The organism is Salinivibrio sp. ML290, from assembly GCF_001995695.1.
Lineage (GTDB): Bacteria > Pseudomonadota > Gammaproteobacteria > Enterobacterales > Vibrionaceae > Salinivibrio > Salinivibrio siamensis.
In genome coordinates this window covers 291,937-315,976 of record NZ_MUEY01000002.1, presented here as the reverse complement: position 1 = coordinate 315,976, position 24,040 = coordinate 291,937, and the positions used below count along the sequence as shown (strand labels likewise).

At 51.0% G+C, this 24,040-nt stretch carries 20 protein-coding genes and 6 tRNA genes; 2 read left to right on the top strand and 24 right to left on the bottom strand.

All coding sequences use genetic code 11. The features are described 5' to 3' along the window. Nucleotides 1-9 precede the first annotated feature (9 nt). The 7 genes from BZG23_RS03650 to ffh form a co-directional block, all read right to left on the bottom strand. Nucleotides 10-396 carry a DUF2799 domain-containing protein gene (locus tag BZG23_RS03650; protein ID WP_371326856.1) on the bottom strand — a complete coding sequence of 129 codons (387 nt, stop codon included), beginning with the start codon at nucleotides 394-396 and terminating at the stop codon, nucleotides 10-12. Between the two features lie 150 nt (nucleotides 397-546). Continuing rightward, nucleotides 547-1,971 (bottom strand): carbon starvation CstA family protein, encoded by a 1,425-nt coding sequence (locus BZG23_RS03645; RefSeq protein WP_046074126.1) that lies wholly within the window; start codon nucleotides 1,969-1,971, stop codon nucleotides 547-549. Between the two features lie 214 nt (nucleotides 1,972-2,185). Next, nucleotides 2,186-2,539, bottom strand: coding sequence for a 50S ribosomal protein L19 (rplS, locus tag BZG23_RS03640; protein WP_046074125.1), 354 nt, complete (start codon nucleotides 2,537-2,539; stop codon nucleotides 2,186-2,188). Between the two features lie 28 nt (nucleotides 2,540-2,567). Beyond that, nucleotides 2,568-3,323: a tRNA (guanosine(37)-N1)-methyltransferase TrmD gene (trmD, locus tag BZG23_RS03635; RefSeq protein WP_046074124.1), complete on the bottom strand. Its 756-nt coding sequence runs from the start codon at nucleotides 3,321-3,323 to the stop codon at nucleotides 2,568-2,570. A 25-nt stretch (nucleotides 3,324-3,348) separates the two neighbouring features. Further along, on the bottom strand, nucleotides 3,349-3,876 hold the full coding sequence (rimM, locus tag BZG23_RS03630; protein WP_077578918.1) for a ribosome maturation factor RimM: 528 nt from the start codon (nucleotides 3,874-3,876) through the stop codon (nucleotides 3,349-3,351). A 28-nt stretch (nucleotides 3,877-3,904) separates the two neighbouring features. Continuing rightward, nucleotides 3,905-4,153 (bottom strand): 30S ribosomal protein S16, encoded by a 249-nt coding sequence (rpsP, locus tag BZG23_RS03625; protein WP_046074122.1) that lies wholly within the window; start codon nucleotides 4,151-4,153, stop codon nucleotides 3,905-3,907. Between the two features lie 205 nt (nucleotides 4,154-4,358). Further along, entirely contained in the window at nucleotides 4,359-5,741 is a 1,383-nt protein-coding gene (gene ffh, locus BZG23_RS03620; RefSeq protein ID WP_046074121.1) for a signal recognition particle protein, read from the bottom strand. Nucleotides 5,742-5,922: 181 nt separating this feature from the next. On the opposite strand from ffh, the gene BZG23_RS03615 reads away from it, so the two are divergent. Both BZG23_RS03615 and BZG23_RS03610 read left to right on the top strand, forming a co-directional pair. Beyond that, entirely contained in the window at nucleotides 5,923-6,720 is a 798-nt protein-coding gene (locus tag BZG23_RS03615) for a cytochrome C assembly family protein (protein WP_077578920.1), read from the top strand. 101 nt (nucleotides 6,721-6,821) lie between these two features. Further along, the gene (locus tag BZG23_RS03610) at nucleotides 6,822-8,108 is read left to right on the top strand and encodes an HlyC/CorC family transporter (protein WP_046074119.1); all 1,287 of its coding nucleotides are present in this window, start codon (nucleotides 6,822-6,824) and stop codon (nucleotides 8,106-8,108) included. A 149-nt stretch (nucleotides 8,109-8,257) separates the two neighbouring features. Here BZG23_RS03610 and BZG23_RS03605 read toward each other — a convergent pair whose 3' ends face one another. From BZG23_RS03605 to BZG23_RS03520, 17 genes are all read right to left on the bottom strand, one after another. Beyond that, entirely contained in the window at nucleotides 8,258-10,813 is a 2,556-nt protein-coding gene (locus tag BZG23_RS03605) for a LuxQ periplasmic sensor domain-containing protein (protein ID WP_077606154.1), read from the bottom strand. A 3-nt stretch (nucleotides 10,814-10,816) separates the two neighbouring features. Beyond that, the gene (locus BZG23_RS03600) at nucleotides 10,817-11,863 is read right to left on the bottom strand and encodes a substrate-binding domain-containing protein (RefSeq protein ID WP_046074218.1); all 1,047 of its coding nucleotides are present in this window, start codon (nucleotides 11,861-11,863) and stop codon (nucleotides 10,817-10,819) included. A 303-nt stretch (nucleotides 11,864-12,166) separates the two neighbouring features. Then, nucleotides 12,167-12,685: an S-ribosylhomocysteine lyase gene (gene luxS, locus BZG23_RS03595; RefSeq protein ID WP_046074117.1), complete on the bottom strand. Its 519-nt coding sequence runs from the start codon at nucleotides 12,683-12,685 to the stop codon at nucleotides 12,167-12,169. Between the two features lie 30 nt (nucleotides 12,686-12,715). Continuing rightward, nucleotides 12,716-13,333 carry a transglycosylase SLT domain-containing protein gene (locus tag BZG23_RS03590; protein WP_046074116.1) on the bottom strand — a complete coding sequence of 206 codons (618 nt, stop codon included), beginning with the start codon at nucleotides 13,331-13,333 and terminating at the stop codon, nucleotides 12,716-12,718. Between the two features lie 14 nt (nucleotides 13,334-13,347). After that, nucleotides 13,348-14,925 carry a glutamate--cysteine ligase gene (gshA, locus tag BZG23_RS03585; protein WP_077606153.1) on the bottom strand — a complete coding sequence of 526 codons (1,578 nt, stop codon included), beginning with the start codon at nucleotides 14,923-14,925 and terminating at the stop codon, nucleotides 13,348-13,350. Nucleotides 14,926-15,022: 97 nt separating this feature from the next. Then, complete coding sequence (locus tag BZG23_RS03580) at nucleotides 15,023-17,872, bottom strand: M16 family metallopeptidase (RefSeq protein WP_077606152.1); 2,850 nt, start codon at nucleotides 17,870-17,872, stop codon at nucleotides 15,023-15,025. A 10-nt stretch (nucleotides 17,873-17,882) separates the two neighbouring features. Next, nucleotides 17,883-18,305 carry a YqaA family protein gene (locus BZG23_RS03575; protein ID WP_077578927.1) on the bottom strand — a complete coding sequence of 141 codons (423 nt, stop codon included), beginning with the start codon at nucleotides 18,303-18,305 and terminating at the stop codon, nucleotides 17,883-17,885. A gap of 93 nt (nucleotides 18,306-18,398) precedes the next feature. Continuing rightward, complete coding sequence (locus tag BZG23_RS03570) at nucleotides 18,399-19,355, bottom strand: NADP-dependent oxidoreductase (protein ID WP_077606151.1); 957 nt, start codon at nucleotides 19,353-19,355, stop codon at nucleotides 18,399-18,401. Nucleotides 19,356-19,538: 183 nt separating this feature from the next. Beyond that, complete coding sequence (locus BZG23_RS03565) at nucleotides 19,539-20,669, bottom strand: sodium ion-translocating decarboxylase subunit beta (protein WP_077606150.1); 1,131 nt, start codon at nucleotides 20,667-20,669, stop codon at nucleotides 19,539-19,541. A gap of 9 nt (nucleotides 20,670-20,678) precedes the next feature. Then, nucleotides 20,679-22,469 carry a sodium-extruding oxaloacetate decarboxylase subunit alpha gene (oadA, locus tag BZG23_RS03560; RefSeq protein WP_077606149.1) on the bottom strand — a complete coding sequence of 597 codons (1,791 nt, stop codon included), beginning with the start codon at nucleotides 22,467-22,469 and terminating at the stop codon, nucleotides 20,679-20,681. A gap of 32 nt (nucleotides 22,470-22,501) precedes the next feature. Next, nucleotides 22,502-22,756, bottom strand: coding sequence for an OadG family transporter subunit (locus BZG23_RS03555; RefSeq protein ID WP_046074109.1), 255 nt, complete (start codon nucleotides 22,754-22,756; stop codon nucleotides 22,502-22,504). A gap of 510 nt (nucleotides 22,757-23,266) precedes the next feature. Further along, a tRNA-Arg gene (locus tag BZG23_RS03545) sits at nucleotides 23,267-23,343 on the bottom strand. Nucleotides 23,344-23,369: 26 nt separating this feature from the next. Next, nucleotides 23,370-23,446: transfer RNA gene (locus BZG23_RS03540), tRNA-Arg, on the bottom strand. Between the two features lie 55 nt (nucleotides 23,447-23,501). Further along, nucleotides 23,502-23,578: transfer RNA gene (locus BZG23_RS03535), tRNA-Arg, on the bottom strand. 31 nt (nucleotides 23,579-23,609) lie between these two features. Next, nucleotides 23,610-23,702: transfer RNA gene (locus BZG23_RS03530), tRNA-Ser, on the bottom strand. Between the two features lie 8 nt (nucleotides 23,703-23,710). Continuing rightward, a tRNA-Arg gene (locus BZG23_RS03525) sits at nucleotides 23,711-23,787 on the bottom strand. A 24-nt stretch (nucleotides 23,788-23,811) separates the two neighbouring features. Continuing rightward, nucleotides 23,812-23,904, bottom strand: a tRNA-Ser gene (locus BZG23_RS03520). Between the last annotated feature and the right edge of the window lie 136 nt (nucleotides 23,905-24,040).

The window sequence follows — 24,040 nt, the reverse complement described above, 5'->3', positions numbered from 1 at the left end:
CACCGCGCGTTAGTAGAAAAGCCCATTTGCTTGGCTTTGAAAGTCGTTGTAGCCGCGCTGCCACTCCATTCTAAAACGCTGAGAGCCAGGGCGACTTTCACACACGCCCATATAGGGGTTGCCATCTAATCCCAGTTGGTAGGCATGCTTGGGATCGCAATAGGCGTCAATACCATGAATATAGCCTTGCTCGTAATCGAGATAGTTGGCATTGATGGTCTCGCCAGCCTCAGAGGCTAACGTCCGCAAATCGCTTAACGAGCGCTGTGGCAACCCGCGCTGTCCATCTTGCTCGCCAAGTCCATACCAGTTCTGCTCATCAACCAAGCCTTGGGTAGTCGATGCGGCACATCCGACCAACAGTACGACACCCCATAGTGCTAAAAACGTTTTTATCATGCTAAACCCTTCCCCTACATAAAAAAGCCCCAGCAGAAGCTGAGGCTTAGATCTTAGCGTATTTGCGCAGATATTGCCGTAAGACCAATCATTTAGATAAAAATCAATCCATGGGCATACACGCTAGTCGCTCTGATGACATGACCATCATTTCTCATCCGCGATCAACTGTGGATTCGGTTTGTAGCCGACAAAGAAAGCGATAGTGGCAGCAATTGTCGCCCCCACGCCGATGATGGTAGCGATATTCATCGGTAGGCTAAACCCGATTTCAGCGTTAGCTAAGTAGGTAACAGTCACTGCGGTCATAAACATCGCCGGAATCGTGCACACCCAGTGCAATTTATCACGTTTAATCAGGTAAGCCGCCGCGGCCCATAGCATGATCATCGCGGTGGTTTGGTTGGCCCAGCCGAAGTAACGCCAAATCACGCCAAACTCCGCTTTGGTGATCAAAAAGCCCACCACAAACATGGGGATTGCAATCATCAGGCGCTTCACCATTGGTTTTTGCTGAATTTTCAGAAAGTCGGCGATAATCAGGCGCGCAGAGCGGAAAGCGGTATCACCCGAGGTAATCGGCAGCACTATCACGCCTAAGACCGCCATAATGCCTCCCACAGTGCCAAGTAGCGAGGTAGAAACCTCATGCACCACCGCAGCCGGGCCACCGTTAGCCAGCGTTTGATTAAGCGCCTCACTCGACTCATAGAAGCTCAAGCCCAGGCTACACCAGATAAGTGCAATCACACCTTCACCGATCATCGCGCCATAGAAGATAAAGCGCCCTGATTTTTCATTTTGCATGCAGCGCGCCATCAATGGCGACTGGGTGGCGTGGAAGCCGGATACTGCTCCACAAGCGATAGTAATAAACAGCAATGGCCACAGTGGTAGATCGGTTGGGTGGAAGTTAGTCGCAAAGTCTAGCCCTTGGCTGTAGAAGCTGTGATCGCTCACGGCCAAGCCGATAATCAAGCCGACCGACATAAAGACAAGCAAGGCACCAAACACGGGATAAAAACGGCCGATGATTTTATCAATGGGTACCACTGTCGCCAGCACATAATAGGCAAAGATAATCCCCACCCACATCGCCACGCTCATTTCTGACAGGCTACCCAACAACTTGGCGGGACCGAGCACAAATACCACGCCGACCAACATCAAGAGCAACACCGCAAAGAAGTTCATAAAGTGTTTAGCGAAGTTACCCAGATGCTCGCCGACCACAGAAGGCACAGAAGCGCCATTTGCGCGGACACTCAGCATGCCAGAGAAGTAGTCATGGACAGCCCCCGCAAAAATGCAGCCAAACACAATCCACAACATGGCTACAGGACCGTACAAGGCACCGAGAATCGGGCCAAAGATGGGACCTAACCCAGCAATATTCAAAAGCTGAATCAGGTAGACTTTTTTGTCCGACAGCGGCACATAATCCACGCCATCGTTCATGCTCATGGCCGGTGTCGCTTTCTGCGGCTTAGGCCCAAAGATTTTGGTAATGAAGGTGCCGTAAGTGAAATAGCCCACAATCAAGGTCACCACGCATAATAAAAACCAGGACATCGCTGTTCTCCGTGTCGTTAGCAGCTAAGCTGTCAATCTTTTAGTAGGGTACAGATGCCATTTTGCCTACATAGCCGCCACATTCATCTGCTTTGTCGGTGAGTGGTCGCATGGCCGAGTAAACGGTTGTAAGAGCGGTTGAGCGGTTGGTTGAGGACAATAAAAAAGCCCGTCCAAGTGGACGGGCTTTTTGAGCAATAAACGCCGAGGGCGATTACTTCTTGTTAAGACGCTCTTTGATTCGAGCTGACTTACCAGAACGCTCACGCAGGTAGTACAGTTTGGCACGACGTACTGCACCGCGACGTTTAACAGTAATGCTGTCGATAACTGGCGAATGGATTTGGAAAGTACGCTCTACACCTTCACCGCTTGATACTTTACGTACGGTAAATGCAGTGTGTAGACCACGGTTGCGCTTAGCGATAACCACACCTTCATATGGCTGCAGACGCTCACGGTTACCTTCTTTTACTTTAAGCTGTACCAGGACAGTGTCACCTGCTTGAAACTCAGGCAGGTCTTTTTTCATTTGCTCTTCTTCGAGCTGCTTGATGATGTTACTCATTGTTTATAACCCTAGAATAAACTGAAACTCAATTTGATTCGGCACTTGCACGGTGTTCTTTTATGAACTCGGCAAGTAGTGATTCCTGTTCGTCAGTCAGAGCTAGGTTTTCCAGGAGCTCTGGTCGTCGTAGCCAAGTGCGACCTAGCGATTGCTTTAATCGCCAGCGACGAATGTCCTTGTGATTGCCGGATTTTAGCACCTCTGGTACCCCCAACCCGTCTAACACTTCTGGACGTGTGTAGTGTGGACAGTCTAACAACCCGTTAGCAAAGGAGTCTTCCTCTGCTGACGCCATGTCGCCGAGTACACCCGGTACAAACCGAGCAACCGCGTCCACCAGCGTCATTGCGGGCAGCTCGCCCCCACTGAGCACAAAATCTCCCACCGACCATTCTTCGTCTACATGGGTTTGAATAATGCGCTCATCTACCCCTTCATACCGGCCGCAAATCAAAATAAGTTTGTCATTGCTAGCCAGTGATTCAACCCCCGCTTGGTCGAGCTTGCGCCCTTGCGGAGAGAGGTAAACCACTTTCGCTTTATCGCCTGCGGCATGTTTGGCAGCGTGAATAGCATCGCGCAACGGCTCAACCATCATCAACATACCGGGGCCACCGCCGTAGGGTCGATCATCAACCGTACGGTGTCTGTCGTGGGTGAAATCACGCGGATTCCACGTTTCGACGTTTAACAGCCCTTTTTTTACCGCTTGGCCCGTGACTCCAAAATCAGTGACCGCTCGGAACATTTCAGGAAACAGGCTAATAATGCCAACCCACATATTTCCGCTCGCTTACCGTTGGAGTTTAAAAACCAGGATCCCAGTCAACTTCGATCCGTTGAGCAGTGCGATCAATTGACTTGATAACCTGCTCTTCAAGGAACGGAATTAAGCGTTCCTTTTTGCCAAAAGCATCTTTGAGGTTGGCTTTGACGACAAGTACGTCGTTAGAGCCGGTTTCGAGCATGTCAGTCACCGTACCGAGGTGGTAGCCTTTCGCATTCACCACGTCCATGCCAAACAGCTCACGCCAATAAAACTCTTCATCTGATAAAGCAGGCAGCGACTCAGTCCCTACTGCAATCTCAGCATTGGTCAGCATCTGCGCGTCTTCGCGCTGATCCAGCCCTTTGAGCTTGGCAACATACCCCTTGTTGTGGCGTTTCCAGTCTTCTAACTCGAAACGTTGCCACTCGCCACGCACCTGGATATACCAAGGTGAGTAGGCAAAAATGCTCTCAGCTTCTTCAGTGTAAGAAAAAATCTTGAGCCAGCCACGAATACCGTATGACGCGCCTAGCTTGCCAACCACGATAGTATCTTGCTCACTCATTTCTTCTTTTAACCCTGACACTGGAGACTTACGCTGCTTTCGCGGCGTCTTTAACTAGCTTAGCCACACGGTCAGAAACCGTTGCGCCTTCGCTAACCCAGTGGTTTACGCGATCCAGGTCAAGGCGTAGTTTCTCTTCCTGGCCTTGAGCAACAGGGTTAAAGAAACCGATTTTCTCGATGAAGCGACCGTCGCGCGCCTGGCGGCTGTCAGCTACAACGATTTGATAAAATGGGCGTTTTTTCGCGCCATGACGTGCCAAACGAATGGTTACCATATCGTCCTCATTTGCATTACTTAATAAAATTGGCCCCGTTTCGCGTAAGCAATGCGGGGCCTCGTGCCAAAATAAAGCTCGGGAATTTTACTCTTTATTGCTGTGAATGCAACTGGTTTAGTCAAATTTCCACCAGTTGTCCCAAGCCTCACAGCGAGTTGATCTGCCTGCCAGCACTGGGCTGACAGGCAAGTCCGCTATCTGATTAGCCCATGAATCCGCCAGGCCCACCTGGGCCACCACCCGGTGGCATCATGCCTTTCATTTGGCGCATCATGTTGCGCATGCCACCTTTTTGCATCTTCTTCATCATTTTCTGCATTTGGGTAAACTGCTTAAGAAGACGGTTCACGTCCTGTACTTGGGTACCTGAACCCGCAGCAATCCGCTTTTTACGCGACCCTTTGATAATTTCTGGACGCTGGCGCTCACGGGGTGTCATCGAGTTGATGATCGCTTCCATCTGCAAGAACATTTTATCATCAACGTTATCTTTCACGTTGTCGGGCACATTCGACATCCCAGGCAACTTATCCATCATGCCCATCATGCCACCCATGCCCTTCATCTGCTCAAGCTGGTCGCGAAAATCGGCCAAGTCGAAGCCTTTTTTCTGCTTAAACTTCTTGGCCATTTTCTCGGCTTTGTCTTTATCGACATTACGCTCGAGATCTTCGATAAGCGACAAGACATCGCCCATCCCTAAGATACGGGATGCCACCCGGTCAGGATGGAAAGGCTCCAGTGCGTCGGTTTTTTCACCCACACCCAAAAATTTGATCGGCTTGCCGGTGATATGGCGCACCGATAATGCCGCACCGCCACGTGCATCACCATCAACTTTGGTCAATACCACACCCGTTAACGCCAACGCGTCATTAAAGGCTTTGGCGGTATTTGCCGCATCTTGACCTGTCATCGCGTCAACCACGAACAAGGTCTCTACTGGGTTGACCGCACTATGAACGTCCTTGATCTCGTCCATCATGGCGTCGTCAACGTGCAAGCGACCCGCGGTATCGACAATCACCACGTCGTAGAACTTCAGCTTGCCGTGATCAACCGCCGCTTTGGCAATATCAACGGGATTTTGGTCAGCACTCGAGGGGAAGAAATCCACCCCGACTTCACCCGCCAAGGTTTCCAGCTGTTTAATCGCCGCAGGGCGATACACGTCCGCAGACACCACCAAGACTTTCTTTTTTTCTTGCTCGGTAAGCATCTTACCCAGCTTGCCCACACTGGTGGTTTTACCCGCCCCTTGCAAGCCTGCCATCAAAATCACTGCGGGCGGTTGGGCCGCGAGATCCAATTTTTCATTGGCATCGCCCATCACCGCTTCCAACTCGGCTTGGACAATCTTGATAAATTCCTGCCCTGGGGTCAGGCTTTTAGACACTTCAATGCCAACGGCGCGTTCTTTGACGCGTTTGACAAAATCACGAACCACAGGGAGCGCGACATCGGCTTCCAGCAGCGCCATACGCACTTCGCGTAGGGTCTCTTTGATATTGTCTTCCGTTAACCGACCACGGCCGCTCACATTTTTGAGCGTCCGGGATAAACGTTCTGATAAGTTTTCAAACATGCGTTACTCGCCCACTCGTCCTATTGGCCCATGATTTTTCATCTGGGTGCAATCGCTGTCGCGAAATTACTGAGATTATACCGCAATCCCCCCATCGCTTGCATGTATCGATAGCGACGAAGATTGAGGCAAGGTATACTCACACCTTCATTCTTATTGATTAACTGACTGATCGGTGACGATGGAAATTCTGACAGCCTTATTCGCATCAATGCTTTATCTGGCCGCCATTTTGCAGATCATCCCCGGCTTGTCCAGCAACAATCAAATTAGTGCGAAGCCGGTCTTTTTCACCGCCGTGGCTGCGCTGGCGCTGCATGCTTATTTGTTAAAAGACCTGATTTTATCCGGCACAGGACAGAATCTTAGCATGCTCAACGTCGCCTCCTTGGTGAGTTTTATCATTGCGATGATGACCACAGGGCTAATTTTTCGATTGCGGCTGTGGTTCTTGCTCCCGGTGGTTTATGCCTTCGCTGGGCTAAACTTGGCGAGCGCGACCCTGCTGCCCGGTGCCTTTATTACCCATCTCGAATCGCACCCAGAGGTGCTATTGCACATTTCTCTGGCGCTGTTCGCCTATTCAACCTTGATGATCGCTACGCTCTATGCGCTGCAGTTGGCCTGGTTGGATTATCAACTCAAACATAAAAAACGCCAGGTCATTAATCACAATGTCCCTCCTTTAATGATGGTGGAACGACAGCTTTTCAACATCATTTTGGTGGGTCAGGTACTATTAACCTTCACTCTAATGACAGGATTTATTTTTGTCGATGATATGTTCGCGCAAGGGAAAGCGCACAAAGCCTTCCTTTCTATGGCCGCTTGGGTCGTGTATGGCGTTCTCCTTTGGGGGCATTATCAATCAGGCTGGCGTGGACGCCGGGTGGTCTGGTTTAGTATTGTGGGCGCCTTTCTACTCACTTTAGCCTATTTTGGCAGTCGTTTTGTCCGTGAGATTCTGATCGCGGGTTAAGACAGCGCGCGCATCACAGAGGGCAACCGGCCCCTGCGCGTGGCGGTAGTATACACTCGAGCATAGGCTCTGATTTTAAAACAAACGTAAGGAACAGTTCGTTGGACGACATATCGACGGGAATTTTAATTTCCCTTTTGGTATTGCTTATCGTCATTTCCGGTTATTTTTCCGGGTCTGAGACAGGCATGATGGCCCTTAACCGCTACCGGTTACGCCACCTTTCTAAATCAGGCCATAGCGGCGCTAAGCGGGTCGAAAAACTGCTCACTCGGCCAGACCGATTGATTGGGCTTATCCTGATCGGCAATAACCTGGTAAATATTCTTGCCTCGTCAATCGCGACCGTATTGGGGTTGCGTCTTTATGGCGATGCCGGTATTGCGATCGCCACCGGGGTACTGACGATGGTGATTTTGGTCTTCGCTGAGGTTACCCCTAAAACCCTCGCCGCCCTCTACCCGGAACGGGTCTCTTTTATCAGCAGTTTTGTACTGACCATTCTGATGAAAGTGTTCTATCCGTTGGTCAGCTTGGTGAACTTTATTACCAATGGCTTTTTACGGATACTGGGATTAGGCGCCAAGGCGGATGGCAAAGACAGCTTAAGCACCGAGGAACTGCGCACGATTGTTAATGAGGCAGGGAGTCTGATCCCTCGCCGTCACCAGCATATGCTGCTGTCGATTCTTGAGTTAGAAGAAGTGACCGTGGATGACATTATGGTACCCCGTAATGAAATCACCGGGATCAATATCAATGATGACTGGAAGTCGATCATGCGCCAATTCACTCATGCTCCGCATGGACGGATGGTACTCTATCGCGACACCATCGACGAAGTCGTTGGCATGCTGCGCGTGCGCAAAGCGTACCGCTTAATGGTTGAGAAAAACGAATTTAACAAAGAAACGCTGCTTCGTGCCGCCGACGAGGTTTACTTCATTCCTGAAGGCACACCACTGAACGTGCAAATGCTGAAGTTCCAGCGCAATAAGCAACGTATTGGTTTGGTCGTTGACGAATATGGCGACATGATAGGTTTGGTGACCTTGGAAGATATTCTCGAAGAGATCGTGGGTGAATTTACAACATCATTGTCTCCAAGCTTGGCAGAAGAAATTACACCATTAACCGACGGTGGGTATCTGATTGAGGGCAGCGCCAATATTCGCGACTTGAATAAGAGCCTTAATTGGGCTTTACCAACCGATGGGCCGCGCACCCTCAATGGGCTCATCCTCGAACATTTGGAAGATATCCCTAACAACCGCTTAAGTGTGGAGATTGATGGCCACCATATTGAAATTGTCGATGTCGCAGACAATATGATTAAGCAAGTGAAGGTGTTGCCGGCTAAGCAACCACAAGCGAGTGTAAACAGCTAGTTGAGCCACTTCGCATCAGCCATATCACGGCACTAGCACGCTGAAAAAGCCATGCCATGAGATGAACGCACAAAAAAGGTGGGGCATTCCCCACCTTTTTTGTGCTTGCCCTTTTTAGGTCATCATCTGATCGCCCGTTACCACTGCCATCATGAAGAGCTGTTTTCCGTACAGGTATAATGCCGTAATGCCTCAATAAAGCTGGCCTCTTTGATCGGTTTCACTAYCACATAGTCGGCACCTGCTTGATAAAAAGCCTCATGAACGTGACCGTACGCATCGGCCGTGCACGCATAAATGGGGACATCGAGACCCAACGTTTTACGAATCGCTTTTGTCGCATCAATGCCGCCAAGCTTCGGCATATGATTGTCCATTAATACCAGATCATAATGCGCTTGTTGGAGACGCTCGAGGGCCTGCTCCCCATCTTTCACCCAATCAACTTCAATCTGGTATTTTTTGCAAAAGGCTTGAGCCACCATGGCATTGATTTTGTTATCCTCGACCAGCAACAACCGCTCTATGCCCAAAGACGCGGGGTCAAAAGGGTCGGCCTCTACGGTTTGTGCCGGTTTAGCGTGTGTCACAGCCACAGGCACAGTGACCATAAAGCGGCTACCTTTATCCGGCTCACTGGTCACATCAATCTCTCCTCCGAGCAAGTCGAGTAAGCTTTTCACGATAGATAAGCCCAAGCCACTGCCTCCGTATGTGCGCGTGACGCTGGAATCGGCTTGTACAAAGGGATCAAACAAGGATGATAGCGCTTGTTGATTCATCCCCACCCCCGTGTCAGTGACCTCTATATGTAAGCGTGTTTGCTCACCCGACTCGACTAATTTGATGGTCATCCCCACCTTGCCAACATGGGTAAACTTCACCGCATTGCTCATCAAGTTGAACAGGATCTGAGTCAGACGTGATTGATCAGAGCACACCATGGTGTCATCGGCGACGGGAGCATCAATGGTCAGTGCAATCTGTTTGCTCTCACAAATCGGGGTATAGATATTCTCAACCGTGCGAATCATGTCGTGCAGATAAAAGTCGCCGTGCTCGATAGTCATCTTTCCTTGTTCAATTTTGGAAAGATCAAGCACATCATTTAACACAGTAAGTAAGTRCTCACCACTTTGATAGAGACTCCCTAGCAGCTCTTTTTGCTCTTTTTCTTTCGCCTTATCACTCAATATCTGGGTTATACCTAAAATACCATTGAGCGGCGTTCGAATTTCATGGCTCATCTTAGCCAAGAACTCAGACTTGGCACGGGCAGAGGCTTCTGCCGCTTCTTTAGCGCGTTGGCTTTGTTGCTCCGCTTCAATCAAAGAAGTGATTTCTTGCCCCTGCCCAATCACCGCTTTCACTTGGTTGTCGACCATCAACGGCGCTAAGTTCCAACGGTAAACCCGACGATCAATCTCGATATTCACCCCTTTTAAAATCGTCCCGTTTAATGCACGTTGTAGATGAGGGGTAATCGCATACATAAACTGGTCGTAGAGCCAACTAGAGGCATGGATTTGCTCGTCATAGTTAAGCTTTAGTTTGGCCGCGGGGTTAATACGTGTGATATCAAAGTGGGTGTCCCAAACGATGATGGGCGACAAGGCATAGTCAAACAGGTCTTGTAGGGAGCGCTCTTTTTCATACAAGGCATCAAATGTGGACTCCAGCGTCTTACCGATATGGTTAAACTCTTCAATATCCGAGCCCGCAAAAGGCAAGGTGCGCTGTCGCGAGCGCGCGCCTTGGGTATAACGCATCAATTTTTCCAATGAATCCGCGATGCGCGTTTGCACAAATCGGTTAACCCAGATCGCTGCCACGATAATCACCATCGTGGTCAGCAGCAGGTTAATCCCCATTTGCCGTTGCAGTGCCACCACATTGTCATTTTGCTGTGCCGACAACAGAGCAATTTTTGAAGGCTCACCGGCGATGCGTAACTTGGCTTGGCTCACCAAATAGTGGCGAAACGCCTGGCTCTCTCCTGGCGAGGGCAGCGTAAGATCGCGCCCAATCTCATCGTTGCTGCTCAGCGTCGAGGCGAGAGTGACATTATCTGCAGACAACCACACCGCTTGCGTACCGCTCGCGCGCTGCAAACTTTTGACAAACGAGAAGTTGCCATTAAGCATCACCACCACATATAAGTAGCCCCCCAGCTTGCCGCTGGATTGAAATACAATCGGTGTGCGTCGCATTAACAGGTAGCTCTGCTCCATCTCTGTGGTGATGGTGGTTAACGCCCACCGATTAATCCCCCTTAACTGGAGGCGTAGCTGCTCTAACTGCTCACGATCAATACCATGAAAGAGGCTGCTACCATCATGCCACAGCACCCGATCGTCTTTGGCGATAAAACGAAAATCGGGGGTGTTGGCCACGTCTTGCTGTTCTTGCTCGATAAAATAGTCATCCAACGCCGCGCTGTTCTCATTCGCCACCATTGATTGCAGTGTCACACTGGCCGCATTGGTATTTTGGTGGATTTGTAGTGATGTGAGACGACTGTCAAACACATTTTGCAACAGGCGAGACGTCTGCGTCAGCGTGCGGGTAATTTCTTGATTAATCCCCGCCAAAGTAAGCTGATAACTCTGTATATACACCCCGGCCGTCACAAAGAGGAAAAAGACCACGATCAAACGGGTCAGTAATTGAGACAGTGACAGCTTCGGCGAACCCGATATGGCCATTTTTTAGTCCGAATACCTAAATGCTTTTTTCTTAAGTGCCTCTATTCGCTTGGGATCATCGTAGCGAGTGACCACTTCAAACCGCCCAGAATAGACCACAGGCACAGGTTGATGCTCAATGTCACGTTTGATCGCCTCGGCCATGGCGATACCTGTATCATCATTCATTCTCATCACAGTCACATCAAGTTGACCGGCGGCAATCGCGTCAAGCTCTGCTGAGCCACCTCCCCAGCCATTGAGTCCAACCGTGTCACGGCCTAGCTCATCGAGGGCCTGGACAGCGCCAAACGCGACGTCGGTTGCACACGCATAAATAAAGTCGAGCGTTGGATTATTGTTTAGCATCGCTTTGGCCGCCTGGTAACCCGACTCTCGGTCACCCTTGGTGTAATAGGCAGACAGCAAGTTGCTATCAGCGTGCGAGCTCATGGCCTCAATAAAGGTATCTCCCCGTGCATCACTGACATAACCTTGCGAAAAATAAAGCACCGAATAATTCACGCCTTCAGGATATCGCTCTTGGTAATAGGTTGCCAACGCACGGCTACCACGTTGGTGATCAAACCCCACATATAAGAATGGTTGATTATCTTGCCACGCTTTTACGGGCGTGGTGATGTTTTGCAAAATAAGCTTGGTTTTGTTCTGGGATAACACATGGTTAATAAACTTACGATGGCGCACACTGTTCAAGGTAAAAATGAGGTAATCGGCCCCATCACGCAGCGCCGCATACAACGAGGCGCTTTGTTCACGAATATCGGTATTGGGGCGCGTCGTGACTTGTTGGAGCTCATATGGGATATTAAGTGCATTCAGCCGCCGCTCGAAGGCACGTACGTTACGTTGCCAGTAATCGGATATTTGCTCGCCTGGCACCACCACAGAGATTTTTATTGGCTCCATGGCACCTAAAAAAGGCACCGGCTCTGCTTGTACCTGAGCGTCCAATTCGGTGGTTAAGCTTTTTTGCTCAGGGTGCAGGGCAAGGTACTCATCGTAAGACCAAAAGCCATTGAGTGATCCGTGGGCACTGGACATCACCATCAGCAAGGTGAGCCCAGTCAACCAACGGAAAAAACGGATCGCGTCATTTAGGTGTCTGGTGCGTAAACTCACTTTTATCCCACAGCCTTTTTGTTTCCAAGTCAGTGTCAGCTTAGCGAAACCCGTGCACGGACGCAGCGAGAAAAGCGAGAAGCGTGCTTGATGAGGCAAAAAAGATGCAACAAAGCCTACACTTCCCAGGCATTTATCTAGCAATCAAGACAAAAAAGGGAGAAAGCCATGAATACCAAGAAAAACGGCAGCCCAATATGGACTGCCGTTAACGTTCAAGACAGAGGCACACTAGTCAACGCGCAACGTTTGTAGCATGGACTCAGGCAAGGAAAGATCATCGTTTTTATTCACGGTCACCCCTGCATCTATGATGGCACGAGCGATATCTTTTGCCTCGCTGAGTGAGTGCATCTCATACGTCCCGCATTGATACTCGTTGAGCTCAGGGATCTTGTCTTGTGATGGCACAACCAACACATCTTCCATCGCCAGTTCCCATGCTTTCGCCACCTCAGGCTCTTGGGGCTCCCCAATCAGGCTCATGTAGAAGCCAGTACGACACCCCATAGGAGAGATATCAATGATCTCGACCTTATCGCTGTTAAGGTGCTTACGCATAAAGCCGGCAAACAGGTGCTCGAGCGTGTGGATCCCTTTTTCCGTCAAGTGCTCTTCGTTAGGGCGACAAAAACGAAGGTCAAAAACGGTAATCGTATCACCGCTGGGTGTTTGCATCGTTTTGGCGATCCGCACTGCTGGCGCATGCATACGTGTATGATCAACCGTAAAACTATCTAGTAGTGGCATCTTACCTCCTTTACTCCTCGCGGTGCCCCCTTAAAATGGCCACCAGCTCAGATTATCCTCGAGTCGTTGTCGGCAACCTTTTAGCTGCCAACCGTAGTCCTTTGCTTGTTGTTCGACTTTACGCGCCACGCGTTTTAACCCGGGTTTCCCCTCAAACGAGCCGCGCTGAAATCCACCTCTACCTTCATGGTAAGCCAAATACTGGCGATACACATCCCATTTAGACACCCCGAGTTGGCGGTAGGTTGCATCGGTATACCAACCAATAAACTGCAACGCATCGGCAAAGTCAGTGCGGGAGCCGCCATTGTCTGTGGCTTTTTGATAATCAGACCAAGCCGGGTCTTGCGCCTGCGCATAGCCATAGGCACTACTAACACGCCCCCACGGCAAGATGCCTAACACATAATCACGGGGTGGCAGGGCATCATGCACAAACGCGCTCTCTTGCTTGACGAACGCCATGGCCACTTGGATGGGCGTTCCCCAATCCGCTTCCATCTCAACCGCTGCTTCAAACCAATCTGGGTGTTGGTCGAATATCTCACAGAGGTTATTGGGATTATCCGGTGGTGGCGTGGCACATCCTGATACCATCACCACGGTGAAGAATGCGCCAATATGACGGAAAAAGCGCTTCCTGCTCATCGTCGTCCGTCCAATTACCAGCTTTCGGCCATGGGCACGTCTTTAAAATAAGCATTCAAAAAAGCTTCAAAGCTTTGTGTATCGCTTTCTTCTACCGCTTTTTGACGCGCAACGCTCTCTTTGGCTTCTTGTAAAAACTCGGCATCACTGTGGATCTTGTAAGACACATCCGCTAGCGCCGCTTTATGGTCACGGGCAAGGCCTAGCCCTAGGCCGCCGATACCGCCTTGCGCGATCACGTCTGCCAGAACACGACCAGATAGCGTGAGTTCTGGGTTATCAAAACAGGCGATCATTTTATCACATACGGTTTCATAGCGATGGTCGTCGACCGCGCGATCCATGACTTTCGCCAACTGCTTAAGCTCACCCATCACTTGTAACCCCCACTCTGCTTGCGTCAGGGTCTCGCCCTCACATCCTGTTGTTAGGGTTAATCCTGGTTTGCGGCCTTCGAGTACAATCTTGTTCCAATTGTCACGCCAGCAATTGAGTTCAGGGTCGGTCATCGGCTCAGAAGGCGATAACGCACACCAGGAGACAAAGAGATCAAGAAAATGGATCTGATCCTCTTCAATCCCCACCGGGCTGTATGGGTTGACGTCCAAAGAGCGCACCTCAATGTACTCGACACCGCCTCGCTCAAGCGCTTCGGTCGGCTTTTCACCGCTTTCGGCATTCCGTTTGGGGCGTATAGGCGCATAGAGCTCGTTTTCAATTTGCAGCACATTGGTGTTGAGCTGACGATACGTCTCGCCATCACGAATACCTAACTTGGCAAACGCCTGTGAGGGAGTACGAATCGCGCTTCTTAAACCTTCAAGGTATTGTTCTAGGGTGTTAAAACCAATTTTCAGATCCGCTTGCGCATTATTGGTATACCCTAAATCACTCAAGCGCAGCGACGTTGCATAGGGTAAGTAACACGTACCTGACGGCATATGCTCAAAGGGCAACTGGCTTTGCGCATGCTTGATAAACGAGCCACATAAAGCAGGTGACGCACCAAATAGATAAGGGATCATCCAACCATGGCGATAATAATTACGAATAAGATCAAAGTAACCTTGGGTGACTGACGCTTGGCTTACCGTGTCTGAGTGGTACAGATGCTGCCAAAATGTCTCAGGCAAAGAGATGTTAAAATGCACCCCTGAGATCACTTGCATCACACTGCCATAGCGATGCTTGAGCCCTTGGCGATACAAAGTCTTCATCCGCCCAATATTTGAGCTGCCGTATTGCGCCAAGGTGATATCGTCTTCGGATGCCACCACGCACGGCATTGACATAGGCCACAACTGTTCGTCGCCCATTTGCTGATAGGTAAAGCGATGGATATCCTGCAACTCATCCAGCATCCCTTTCACCGACGTGTTAACCGGCGTAATAAACTCCAACAGTGATTCAGCAAAATCCGTCGTGATCCAACGGTGTGTCAGCGCGGATCCAAGTGTCTCTGGATGCGCCGTTTGCGCTAAATGACCTGCTGGCGTAATGCGTAATGCCTCGCGCTCCAATCCGCGGCCAATCCCCTTTAATGCATCTGGGTTTTGCGCTAAACGCGCTAACCGTTGGGTAAAGTCAGTCAAAATGTATCTCTTATTTTTTTAAGCTGCGTGGCGGTCAATATAAACAAGCTATTACTCAAAAGCCATCACGCAGCGGAGTAAGTTTATCCAAATAGGCTTATCGGTAATCGAGCGCTAACGTGCGCACTGGCAAGCCAAGTTGACGTAAGCTATCACCAAGACGAGAGGCATCCCCGACCACAATAATTTGATAGTCGTTAGGATCAAACCAACGTGCCGCCTGGGCATTCAGCTGTTGCAATGAGATTGATTGCAATAAGGCTTTTTGTGCCTCTCGGTAGTTGTCGTCTAAATCAAAGGCTTCAATATGTGCTATCAAGCCTGCTTTTTCCCATGGCGTTTCATAACTCAGCGCATCACGCTGCCCACTCGATTGACGCAGATAGGCCAATTCTTGTGCCGAAAAGCCATTTTCTTGTGCATGCGCCATCTCTTGCCATAGCGCTTTAATCGCATCATGCGTCGCATCAGCACGTACATCGGTACTGACTTCTATGGTGCCTGTCTGCCGGCCTCCATAAACACCACTGTGCGCGCCATAGGTATAACCTTTATCTTGACGCAAGTTTTGATTCAGGCGCGCATTAAAATTGCCCCCTAAATTAAAGTTGGCCAAGCGGGTTTTAAACATCGGGCCGGTGGCATCGTATGGCATACCATGGCGCACCATACGAATACTGGTTTGTGGGGCTTGCGGTTTATCTACCAGCCAAATTTGTGCCTGGTCGTAGTCTTTCGGGACAGCACGCGCCACCTGAGCCGTAGGCTGCGTTTGCGCTTGCCACGGTGTGATCCGGTTGGCGAGATTGATCGCATGTTCACGAGAAAGGTCGCCCACCACAATCAGTTGGCTGCCTCGCAATACGTAGTGCTGGCGATAGAAGTGTTTAACATCGTCAAGTGTCATCGCTGCAATATCTTCCGCGACGCCGCCCTCGGGCGCTCGGAAGGTGGCATCTTGATATAACAGCTGGTTTGTCGCTTGGCTGGCTAGCCAGCCTGCATCATCGGCGCGAGATGCCAGACCTTCCAACAACTGGGCTTTAACACGATCAAAATCTTCTTCTGCAAAGGTCGGCGCGCGCAAGGTTTTATTCACGAGTTTCAGGGTCTCACCCAGATGCTTTTTCAGTGATGTTACCGTGATTTGTGTATGGTAACTGTCCGCGTCGATATTGACTTGACTGCCCAGCTTGTCTAGGGCTCGAGTGAGCTCAGCGGCCGACATACCTGCTGCGCCCTCGGTCACCATGGTTGCCGTTAAGTTAGCGATACCTCGCTGATCGTTAGGCTCCATCAAGGTGCCGGCAGGTAAACGAAGCTGCAAGGTGACCGTGGGTGTCTCGCGACTCACTGTGCCTGCCAGATGCATCCCATTGTCCAAGTCGGCCCGATAAATGCGTGGCACATTAACCGTGACACTCCCATTAGGTGCCGGGATCTGGGTGCGATCGAAATTTTCTGGGGGTTCACGTCGTGCTAACGTGTCGTGCTGGTTTTGCGTCTGTGCCTGTTCATATTCTGGACGTTGATAGATAAAATTCGCGGGCGCAGCGACCAAGTCCGTCCGTCCAATAGGGACCACACTGGTGTTTACTGCGGGCTGATCTTTTATCCACTGCCGATAGCTTTCCATCACCTTGTCAGGGGTCACCGCATTCAGGCGTGAAAGGCGCTGATTCATACGGTTTGCATCACCGTAGAGCGTATAATCACTGGCCAGCTGTGAGACCTTACCGTCGACACTTTGTAGCGCAAAGATATTATCGGCTTCCACCATGGATTGGATTTGGTTGATATCCTCGTCACTGACGCCTTTTGCCTCAAACTGCGTCATGGTTTGCGCTAACAAGGTACGGATCTCAGCCAGAGATTGACCTTGGCGACCGACACCGTAAACCTCAAACTTACAAGCTAGCTCACCACACTGGTGCGATGCGCCTGCACTTAACAGCTGCCCCGTTTGTACGAGGGATTGATAAAGGACACTGTCACGCCCTTGCCCCAATACATTGGCCAGTACCCCCAGGCGCGTCGTGGTGTCCGTCTCAGGCACACTGGTAGGAAAGGTCATCACCAATACCGGTTGCGATACCTTATCTTCCAATGTCACAAAGCGAGAGCCGTCCAGCGTGACCGGTTGCGGTTTCGCCTCTGGTATTGATGGGCCTTGAGGAATATCACCAAAGTATTTTTTCACCCACGCTAAGGTTGTCTGAACATCAATGTCGCCACCAATGGTCAAGGTGGCATTATTCGGCCCATACCAGCGCAGGAAGAATTGCTTGAGATCGCCAACATCGACACGGTTAAGGTCCTCAACATAACCAATCACCGGCCATGAGTATGGGTGACCCTCAGGGTAGAGTGCTTGATTAATGGTCTCGTTAACGCGGCCATACGGGACATTGTCTATCCGAAATGCCCGTTCGTTTTTCACCGTGTCACGCTGCACTTCAAATTTGCGCTGAGAGACCGCATCCAGCAAAAAGCCCATGCGATCAGATTCAAGCCAAAGGACACGCTCAAGCTCGTTGGCCGGTACGGTCTGGTAATACTGGGTGGTGTCGCGATTGGTCGAGCCATTGTTATAGCCCCCCACCTCTTTAATACGTTTTCCGTGATCATCTACGTGCTCAGAGCCTTCAAACATCATATGTTCAAAAAAATGCGCAAAGCCTGATTTTCCCGGCTCTTCTCGGGCAGAGCCCACATGGTAACGTACATCAACATTGACAAGAGGGTCGGAGTGATCCTCATGCAACAACACCGTCAGTCCATTATCTAATTCAAATTGCTGATACGGGACTTGCGCACTCCCTGGCGGAGGCGCGACGGTTTTAATCCAAGTGACGCCCTCAGGTGTTTGGGTTGGGGCTGAGCCAGTCAACTGGCATCCAGACAACACAGATAGAAAGAAAAACGTGGCAAGCAATAAACGTGGCATATGATAGTTCCTAACCCGCTACCCAACGGATTGAGATGACAATCACTAGGTAGCGCGATGCTTTTGCAACAAAGATAATCAGCCAGCACCAAGATTGTCGAAGGCGCAGCCAACCGGCAACCACGCAAAGCGGATCACCAATAATCGGTACCCAGCTTAATAGCAAGGCAGCATAACCATAGCGTTGCAGCCCAGCGAGCGCTCGGCGGTGCCATGATTGATGCGGTTGATAATCAGGCAGCCAACGCCCGATGGCGTAATTGGTCATGCCACCGAGTGTGTTGCCTACCGTGGCAATCGCCACAACGATCCCATCCGCGAATGAGTGCTGAGTTAATAAATACACCAAGTTGGCCTCAGAGCCACCTGGCAATAAGGTCGCACCTAAAAAGCTGGTGGCAAACAGCGTTGCCAGCAGCACCCAATCGTCCATTCGACCCCATGTATTATCATTGGTTCAGCGCGAGCTCCCTACGACGCCACGGCCTCATCAACCCGACGAGAGCCGGAAGACGAAGCCCTGAGGTTAAGACGAAGGCATTTCCAACACACGTTTACCGCGAGTATGGCCTGCCTCGAGTGCGTAATGTGCCTGCGCGCCCTGCTCAAGCGGGTAGACCGCAGCGATATCGATCTTAAGTTCACCTTGGTCCAGCATATCGAGCAAGCGCTGGGTCTGCCAAGTATTTGGATCAACCAACATACCTGTCGCCTTCAGCCCTCGCTCGGCAGCGGCGGAGGTAATGGTATCGCGCGTATTGGTGGGGACTGTGACGATACGCCCACCTGTTTTTAGGCTTGCTAATGCATCAATGGCGGTGTCCCCTCCCACCAAATCAATCACCAGGTCAAATTCACCATTGCCGGTGGCCCAATGCGCTTGATGGTAATCGATCGGGGTCGCATCCAGTTGACGTAGAAAGGCATGATTGTTTTCAGAGGCAGTGGCATAAACCTGCGCCCCGAGACGCACGGCCAACTGCACCGCAAGGTGCCCGACGCCGCCGGCGCCCGCTAAAATCAATACTTTTTCATCACGCACCAGTTTGCCATGCTCAAGCGCTTGCCAAGCCGTCAGCCCAGCCAATGGCACTGCAGCGGCATCCACCATTGGCACACTTGGCGGTACTGTTGATAATAACCCGGCATCAGCGACCACATATTGGCTGTATCCCCCGCCTTCGGTCGGAAAGCCAATCATCCCAGCGACACGATCCCCAACATCAAACTTGCTTTCATTGGTGCCATTCGCCACCACAACACCTGCAACATCATAGCCAGGCACCCAAGGCAAATGATCGCGATTATGCTCAGCGGCCCAGCCGAGTCCGGCACGCGTTTTCGCATCAATGGGGTTAACACCTGCAGCCTTCACTTGAATCAGCACCTGTTCTTCAGAGGGAGAAGGAATCGAACGGTTGACCGGGGTAAGTACCTCTGGCGCGCCAAATTCAGTGATTGCAAGAGAGAGATTGTTCGACATATTGACTCCTTTCGCATGCCATTGTGCTTATGCTGGCGTATACAGTAATGGTATTTGCCTTAACGAAGAGATTAAGCACAGAGCCATTGCAAAGCGTAAACCTCTAGTCTTAACAAAAAAAGCGGCAGACTCAATGCCTACCGCTATTTTCTTTTTATCTGCTAGGTGTCAAATCACTGACGATTAGCCAACCAGCGCCAACAAAATACCGGCCGCCACCGCAGACCCCAGGACACCAGCCACATTTGGCCCCATCGCATGCATTAGTAAGAAGTTATGCGGGTTAGCATCCAATCCGACCTTGTTAACTACACGGGCCGCCATGGGAACCGCCGACACCCCAGCCGCACCAATCAATGGATTGATAGGGTCGCGGCTAAAGCGATTAAGGAGTTTAGCCATCAGTACACCTGTTCCCGTCCCGATGCTGAACGCGACTGCGCCCAATACCAAGATGCCAAGGGTTTCAAACTGGAGGAACTTGTCGGCTTCCAATTTGGAGCCCACAGCCAGACCGAGAAAAATGGTAACAATGTTGATCAGCTCATTCTGGGCAGTGCTCGATAAGCGATCCACCACGCCACACTCTCGCATCAAGTTACCGAGGCAGAACATACCAACCAGTGGCGTTGCCGAGGGCAAAAATAAGATGGTCATCATCAGTACCGCCAACGGAAACAGCACTTTCTCGGTTTTCGACACATGACGAAGTTGCTTCATCTCAATCTTGCGTTCACTTGCAGAGGTGAACAACTTCATGATCGGGGGCTGAATAATCGGTACCAATGCCATATAGCTGTACGCCGCCACGGCAATGGCCCCGAGCAAGTCCGGCGATAATCGACTGGCGAGGAAAATAGCCGTCGGCCCATCCGCACCACCAATGATCGCGATGGAGGCCGCATCTTGCAGGCTAAACGCCATGCCTGGCACCAAGTTAAGTAAAATGGCACCAAACAAAGTGGCAAAAATACCAAACTGTGCCGCCGCACCTAGCAACAAGGTGCGCGGGTTAGCAATCAGCGCGCCAAAATCGGTCATCGCCCCCACCCCCATAAAGATCAGGAGGGGAAACACGCCAGTATCAATCCCGACATGATAGACGTAGTAAAGCAGGCCGCCCGGCTCGTTAAAGCCCGCATTGGGAATATTCGCCAATATCGCCCCAAAACCGATAGGTAACAAAAGCAAGGGCTCAAAGCCGCGCCGAATCGCTAAAAAGAGTAATAGGCAGCCCACGGCAATCATTACAAGCTGTGGCCACTGGAAGTTTGCCAGTCCAGTTTCCGACCACAGGATCATTAATCCTTCCATGCTGCCCTCTTATCCTAAGTGCAATAACGGCATGCCAACGGTCACGGCATCGCCTTCTTTCACTTGTACATCTTGGACCGTGCCCGCATGGGCTGCCCGCACCTCGGTTTCCATCTTCATCGCTTCCAAAATGATTAGGACATCACCTTCCTGCACGTGCTCACCAGGGGTCACCATCACTTTAAAGATGTTGCCTGCCAAAGGTGCCGTTACCGGCTCAAGGTTGCTTGATGCGGCTTGAGGGGCTGGCGCACTCGCCGACGCTGACACCTGACTCACTGGCTGAATGTCACCCAGCGCCCCATCTGGCCCTACATCTACCTGATAGACCTGGCCGTTAACACGCACACTATAGGTTTCCACGTCGCCACTGCCTGATGGCTGAGGAGCGGCGGACGCAGAGGCTGGCTCCCCGGTTGGTGCCGGTTCAAATGCTTCAGGGTTACCTCGGTTTTGTAAGAACTTCCATCCTACCTGCGGGAACAGGGCGTAAGTCAGCACATCATCAATGGTCTGCTCCGCCAAGGTGACATTCTCGGCCGCGGCTTTGTCGGTCAGTGTTTGGGTCAGGGCATCCATTTCCGGTGCCAGTTTATCGGCAGGACGACAAGTGATCGCCTCTTCGCCGTCTAACACGCGAGCCTGGAGGGTGGCATTAACCGGCGCGGGGGCTTTCCCATACTCCCCTTTCAAAAGGGCCGCCGTTTCTTTGGTAATGCTCTTGTAGCGCTCACCGGTTAGCACGTTAATGACCGACTGAGAGCCGACAATTTGCGAGGTCGGGGTGACTAAGGGGATATAGCCTAAATCTTCACGAACCCGAGGAATTTCCTCTAACACCTCGTCCATTTTGTCGGCCGCTCCCTGCTCTTTGAGCTGGCTCTCCATATTGGTCAGCATGCCACCGGGCACTTGTGCTATCAAAATACGTGAGTCGACCCCTTTGAGCTGCCCTTCAAATTGCGCGTACTTTTTGCGCACAGTACGGAAATAAGCCGCAATCGACTCTAGCTTGTTCAGATCAAGCTGCGTGTCACGCTCAGTGCCTTCGAGCATCGCCACCACAGTTTCCGTCGGCGTGTGTCCGTATGTCTGGCTCATGGAAGAAATGGCAGTATCGAGTACATCCAAGCCTGCTTCAACCGCCTTGACGGCCGTGGCCGTCGATAGCCCCGTCGTCGCGTGACAGTGCAAGGATAAGGGGATATCACAGGCTGCTTTGATGCGGCTTACAAGCTCGTGCGCTTCATAAGGTTTTAATAAACCAGACATGTCTTTAATACATAACGAGTGGCAGCCAAGATCTTCCAACTGTTTGGCCAAATCTGTCCAAGTGTCCATGGTGTGCACTGGACTGGTGGTGTAGGAGATCGTGCCTTGCGCATGCGCACCGACATCCACCGCCGCCCCCACTGCTGCTTGGAAGTTACGGACATCATTCATGGCATCAAAAATTCGGAACACATCCATGCCATTTGCATGTGCGCGCTCGACAAATTTGTGCACCACATCATCAGCGTAGTGGCGATAACCTAACAGGTTCTGACCACGTAGCAGCATCTGCATCGGGGTATTTGGCATCGCTTTTTTGAGCTCTCGCAAGCGTACCCAAGGATCTTCACCCAGATAGCGAATACAAGCATCAAAGGTCGCCCCACCCCAGGTTTCCAATGACCAAAAACCAATTTGATCCAGCTCGGCAGCAATTGGCAACATATCGTCCAAACGCAGACGTGTGGCAAACAACGACTGATGGGCATCGCGCAATACCACATCGGTAATAGCTAACGGCGTAGACATAACAAACTCCTTTTTTATATGTGCCTGACCACTCAACGGTGACGTTGGCGGTACTGCTGAACAGCCACAGTGATCGCGGCAATCACATCCGATGACGGCTGTGATGCGTCAGGTGCAGCTTGGGCTTTGGGCTGAGCGGCCGCGTTCGCCACGGCAGGTGGGATAGGGTCGCCAAAACGTTCCAGTTGGCGGACCAAAAAAATTAATATCGAGAGAAATACAAACACAACAACCATGCCAGTTAACATCAGCATCATTGCCTGTTCTAAAAGCGGGCCTAAATCCATGATTTTCTTCCTTGTCACGCTCACTCTTGCTTACATCGAAGCAGTGATTGCCCCGTTATTATCCATTTATCTTGGTGGCAAATTCATCATCGGCGTTCAAAATACTAACAATTCGCATAAATGACAATCTGACTATTGCGTTTTTGTTACCTCATAACGTCCGTTAATGGGCATTTTCACTCACTGATTAAAAAAGACGGATCAACGGGATGTTTATGCAAACTCACGGTCAGCAGGCGAGTAGCAACGGCGAGCGGCAGAGCGCTACTGTCGAGAAAAGCAATGCCAGCCTCACGACTGTAGCACTTATGGAAAAAGCGTTTTTCCGAAAGCGACCAAGATCGTTGAAAGCCGGGCACGACAAACATTCCGGGATGATAAACAGCAAGAAGGTAAACGTGTTGAAATAAGAGGACGTCACAGAAACGAGGATGAAGACGCGAAAACGGTCGGTTTTGCCCGATTGGCGACAAGTCATGCCGCGAGGCGATGTGCGAAGGGGAGCCAAAATGGCGCGTCCGGGAGGATTCGAACCTCCGACCGCCTGGTTCGTAGCCAGGTACTCTATCCAGCTGAGCTACGGACGCGCTGACGGATTGGCTAAGATTGAAGATGGCGCGCTCGGGAGGATTCGAACCTCCGACCGCCTGGTTCGTAGCCAGGTACTCTATCCAGCTGAGCTACGAGCGCGTGTCGTCAATCTTACGTTCATCATGAACAATCTTGCGGGTCTTCCGTGAAGAGATGGCGCGTCCGGGAGGATTCGAACCTCCGACCGCCTGGTTCGTAGCCAGGTACTCTATCCAGCTGAGCTACGGACGCACATCTTACTACAAGGCAGGCTTGTAAATCATGGCGGTGAGGGAGGGATTCGAACCCTCGATACGGCTACAAACCGTATACTCCCTTAGCAGGGGAGCGCCTTCAGCCACTCGGCCACCTCACCGCAAGTAGTGGCGCGTCCGGGAGGATTCGAACCTCCGACCGCCTGGTTCGTAGCCAGGTACTCTATCCAGCTGAGCTACGGACGCGCATCTATCTTGCTTGCAACAACATGGCGGTGAGGGAGGGATTCGAACCCTCGATACGGCTACAAACCGTATACTCCCTTAGCAGGGGAGCGCCTTCAGCCACTCGGCCACCTCACCGTCGCTGCGGGTGCACATATTACTTTGAGCCACATATATGTCAAACACTTTTCTGGCAAAAATCGTCTTGCCACCAACAAATGGACAATTATCACCCACAGCCCGATTTTATTGTTGGATTTATCGCCGTTTCATT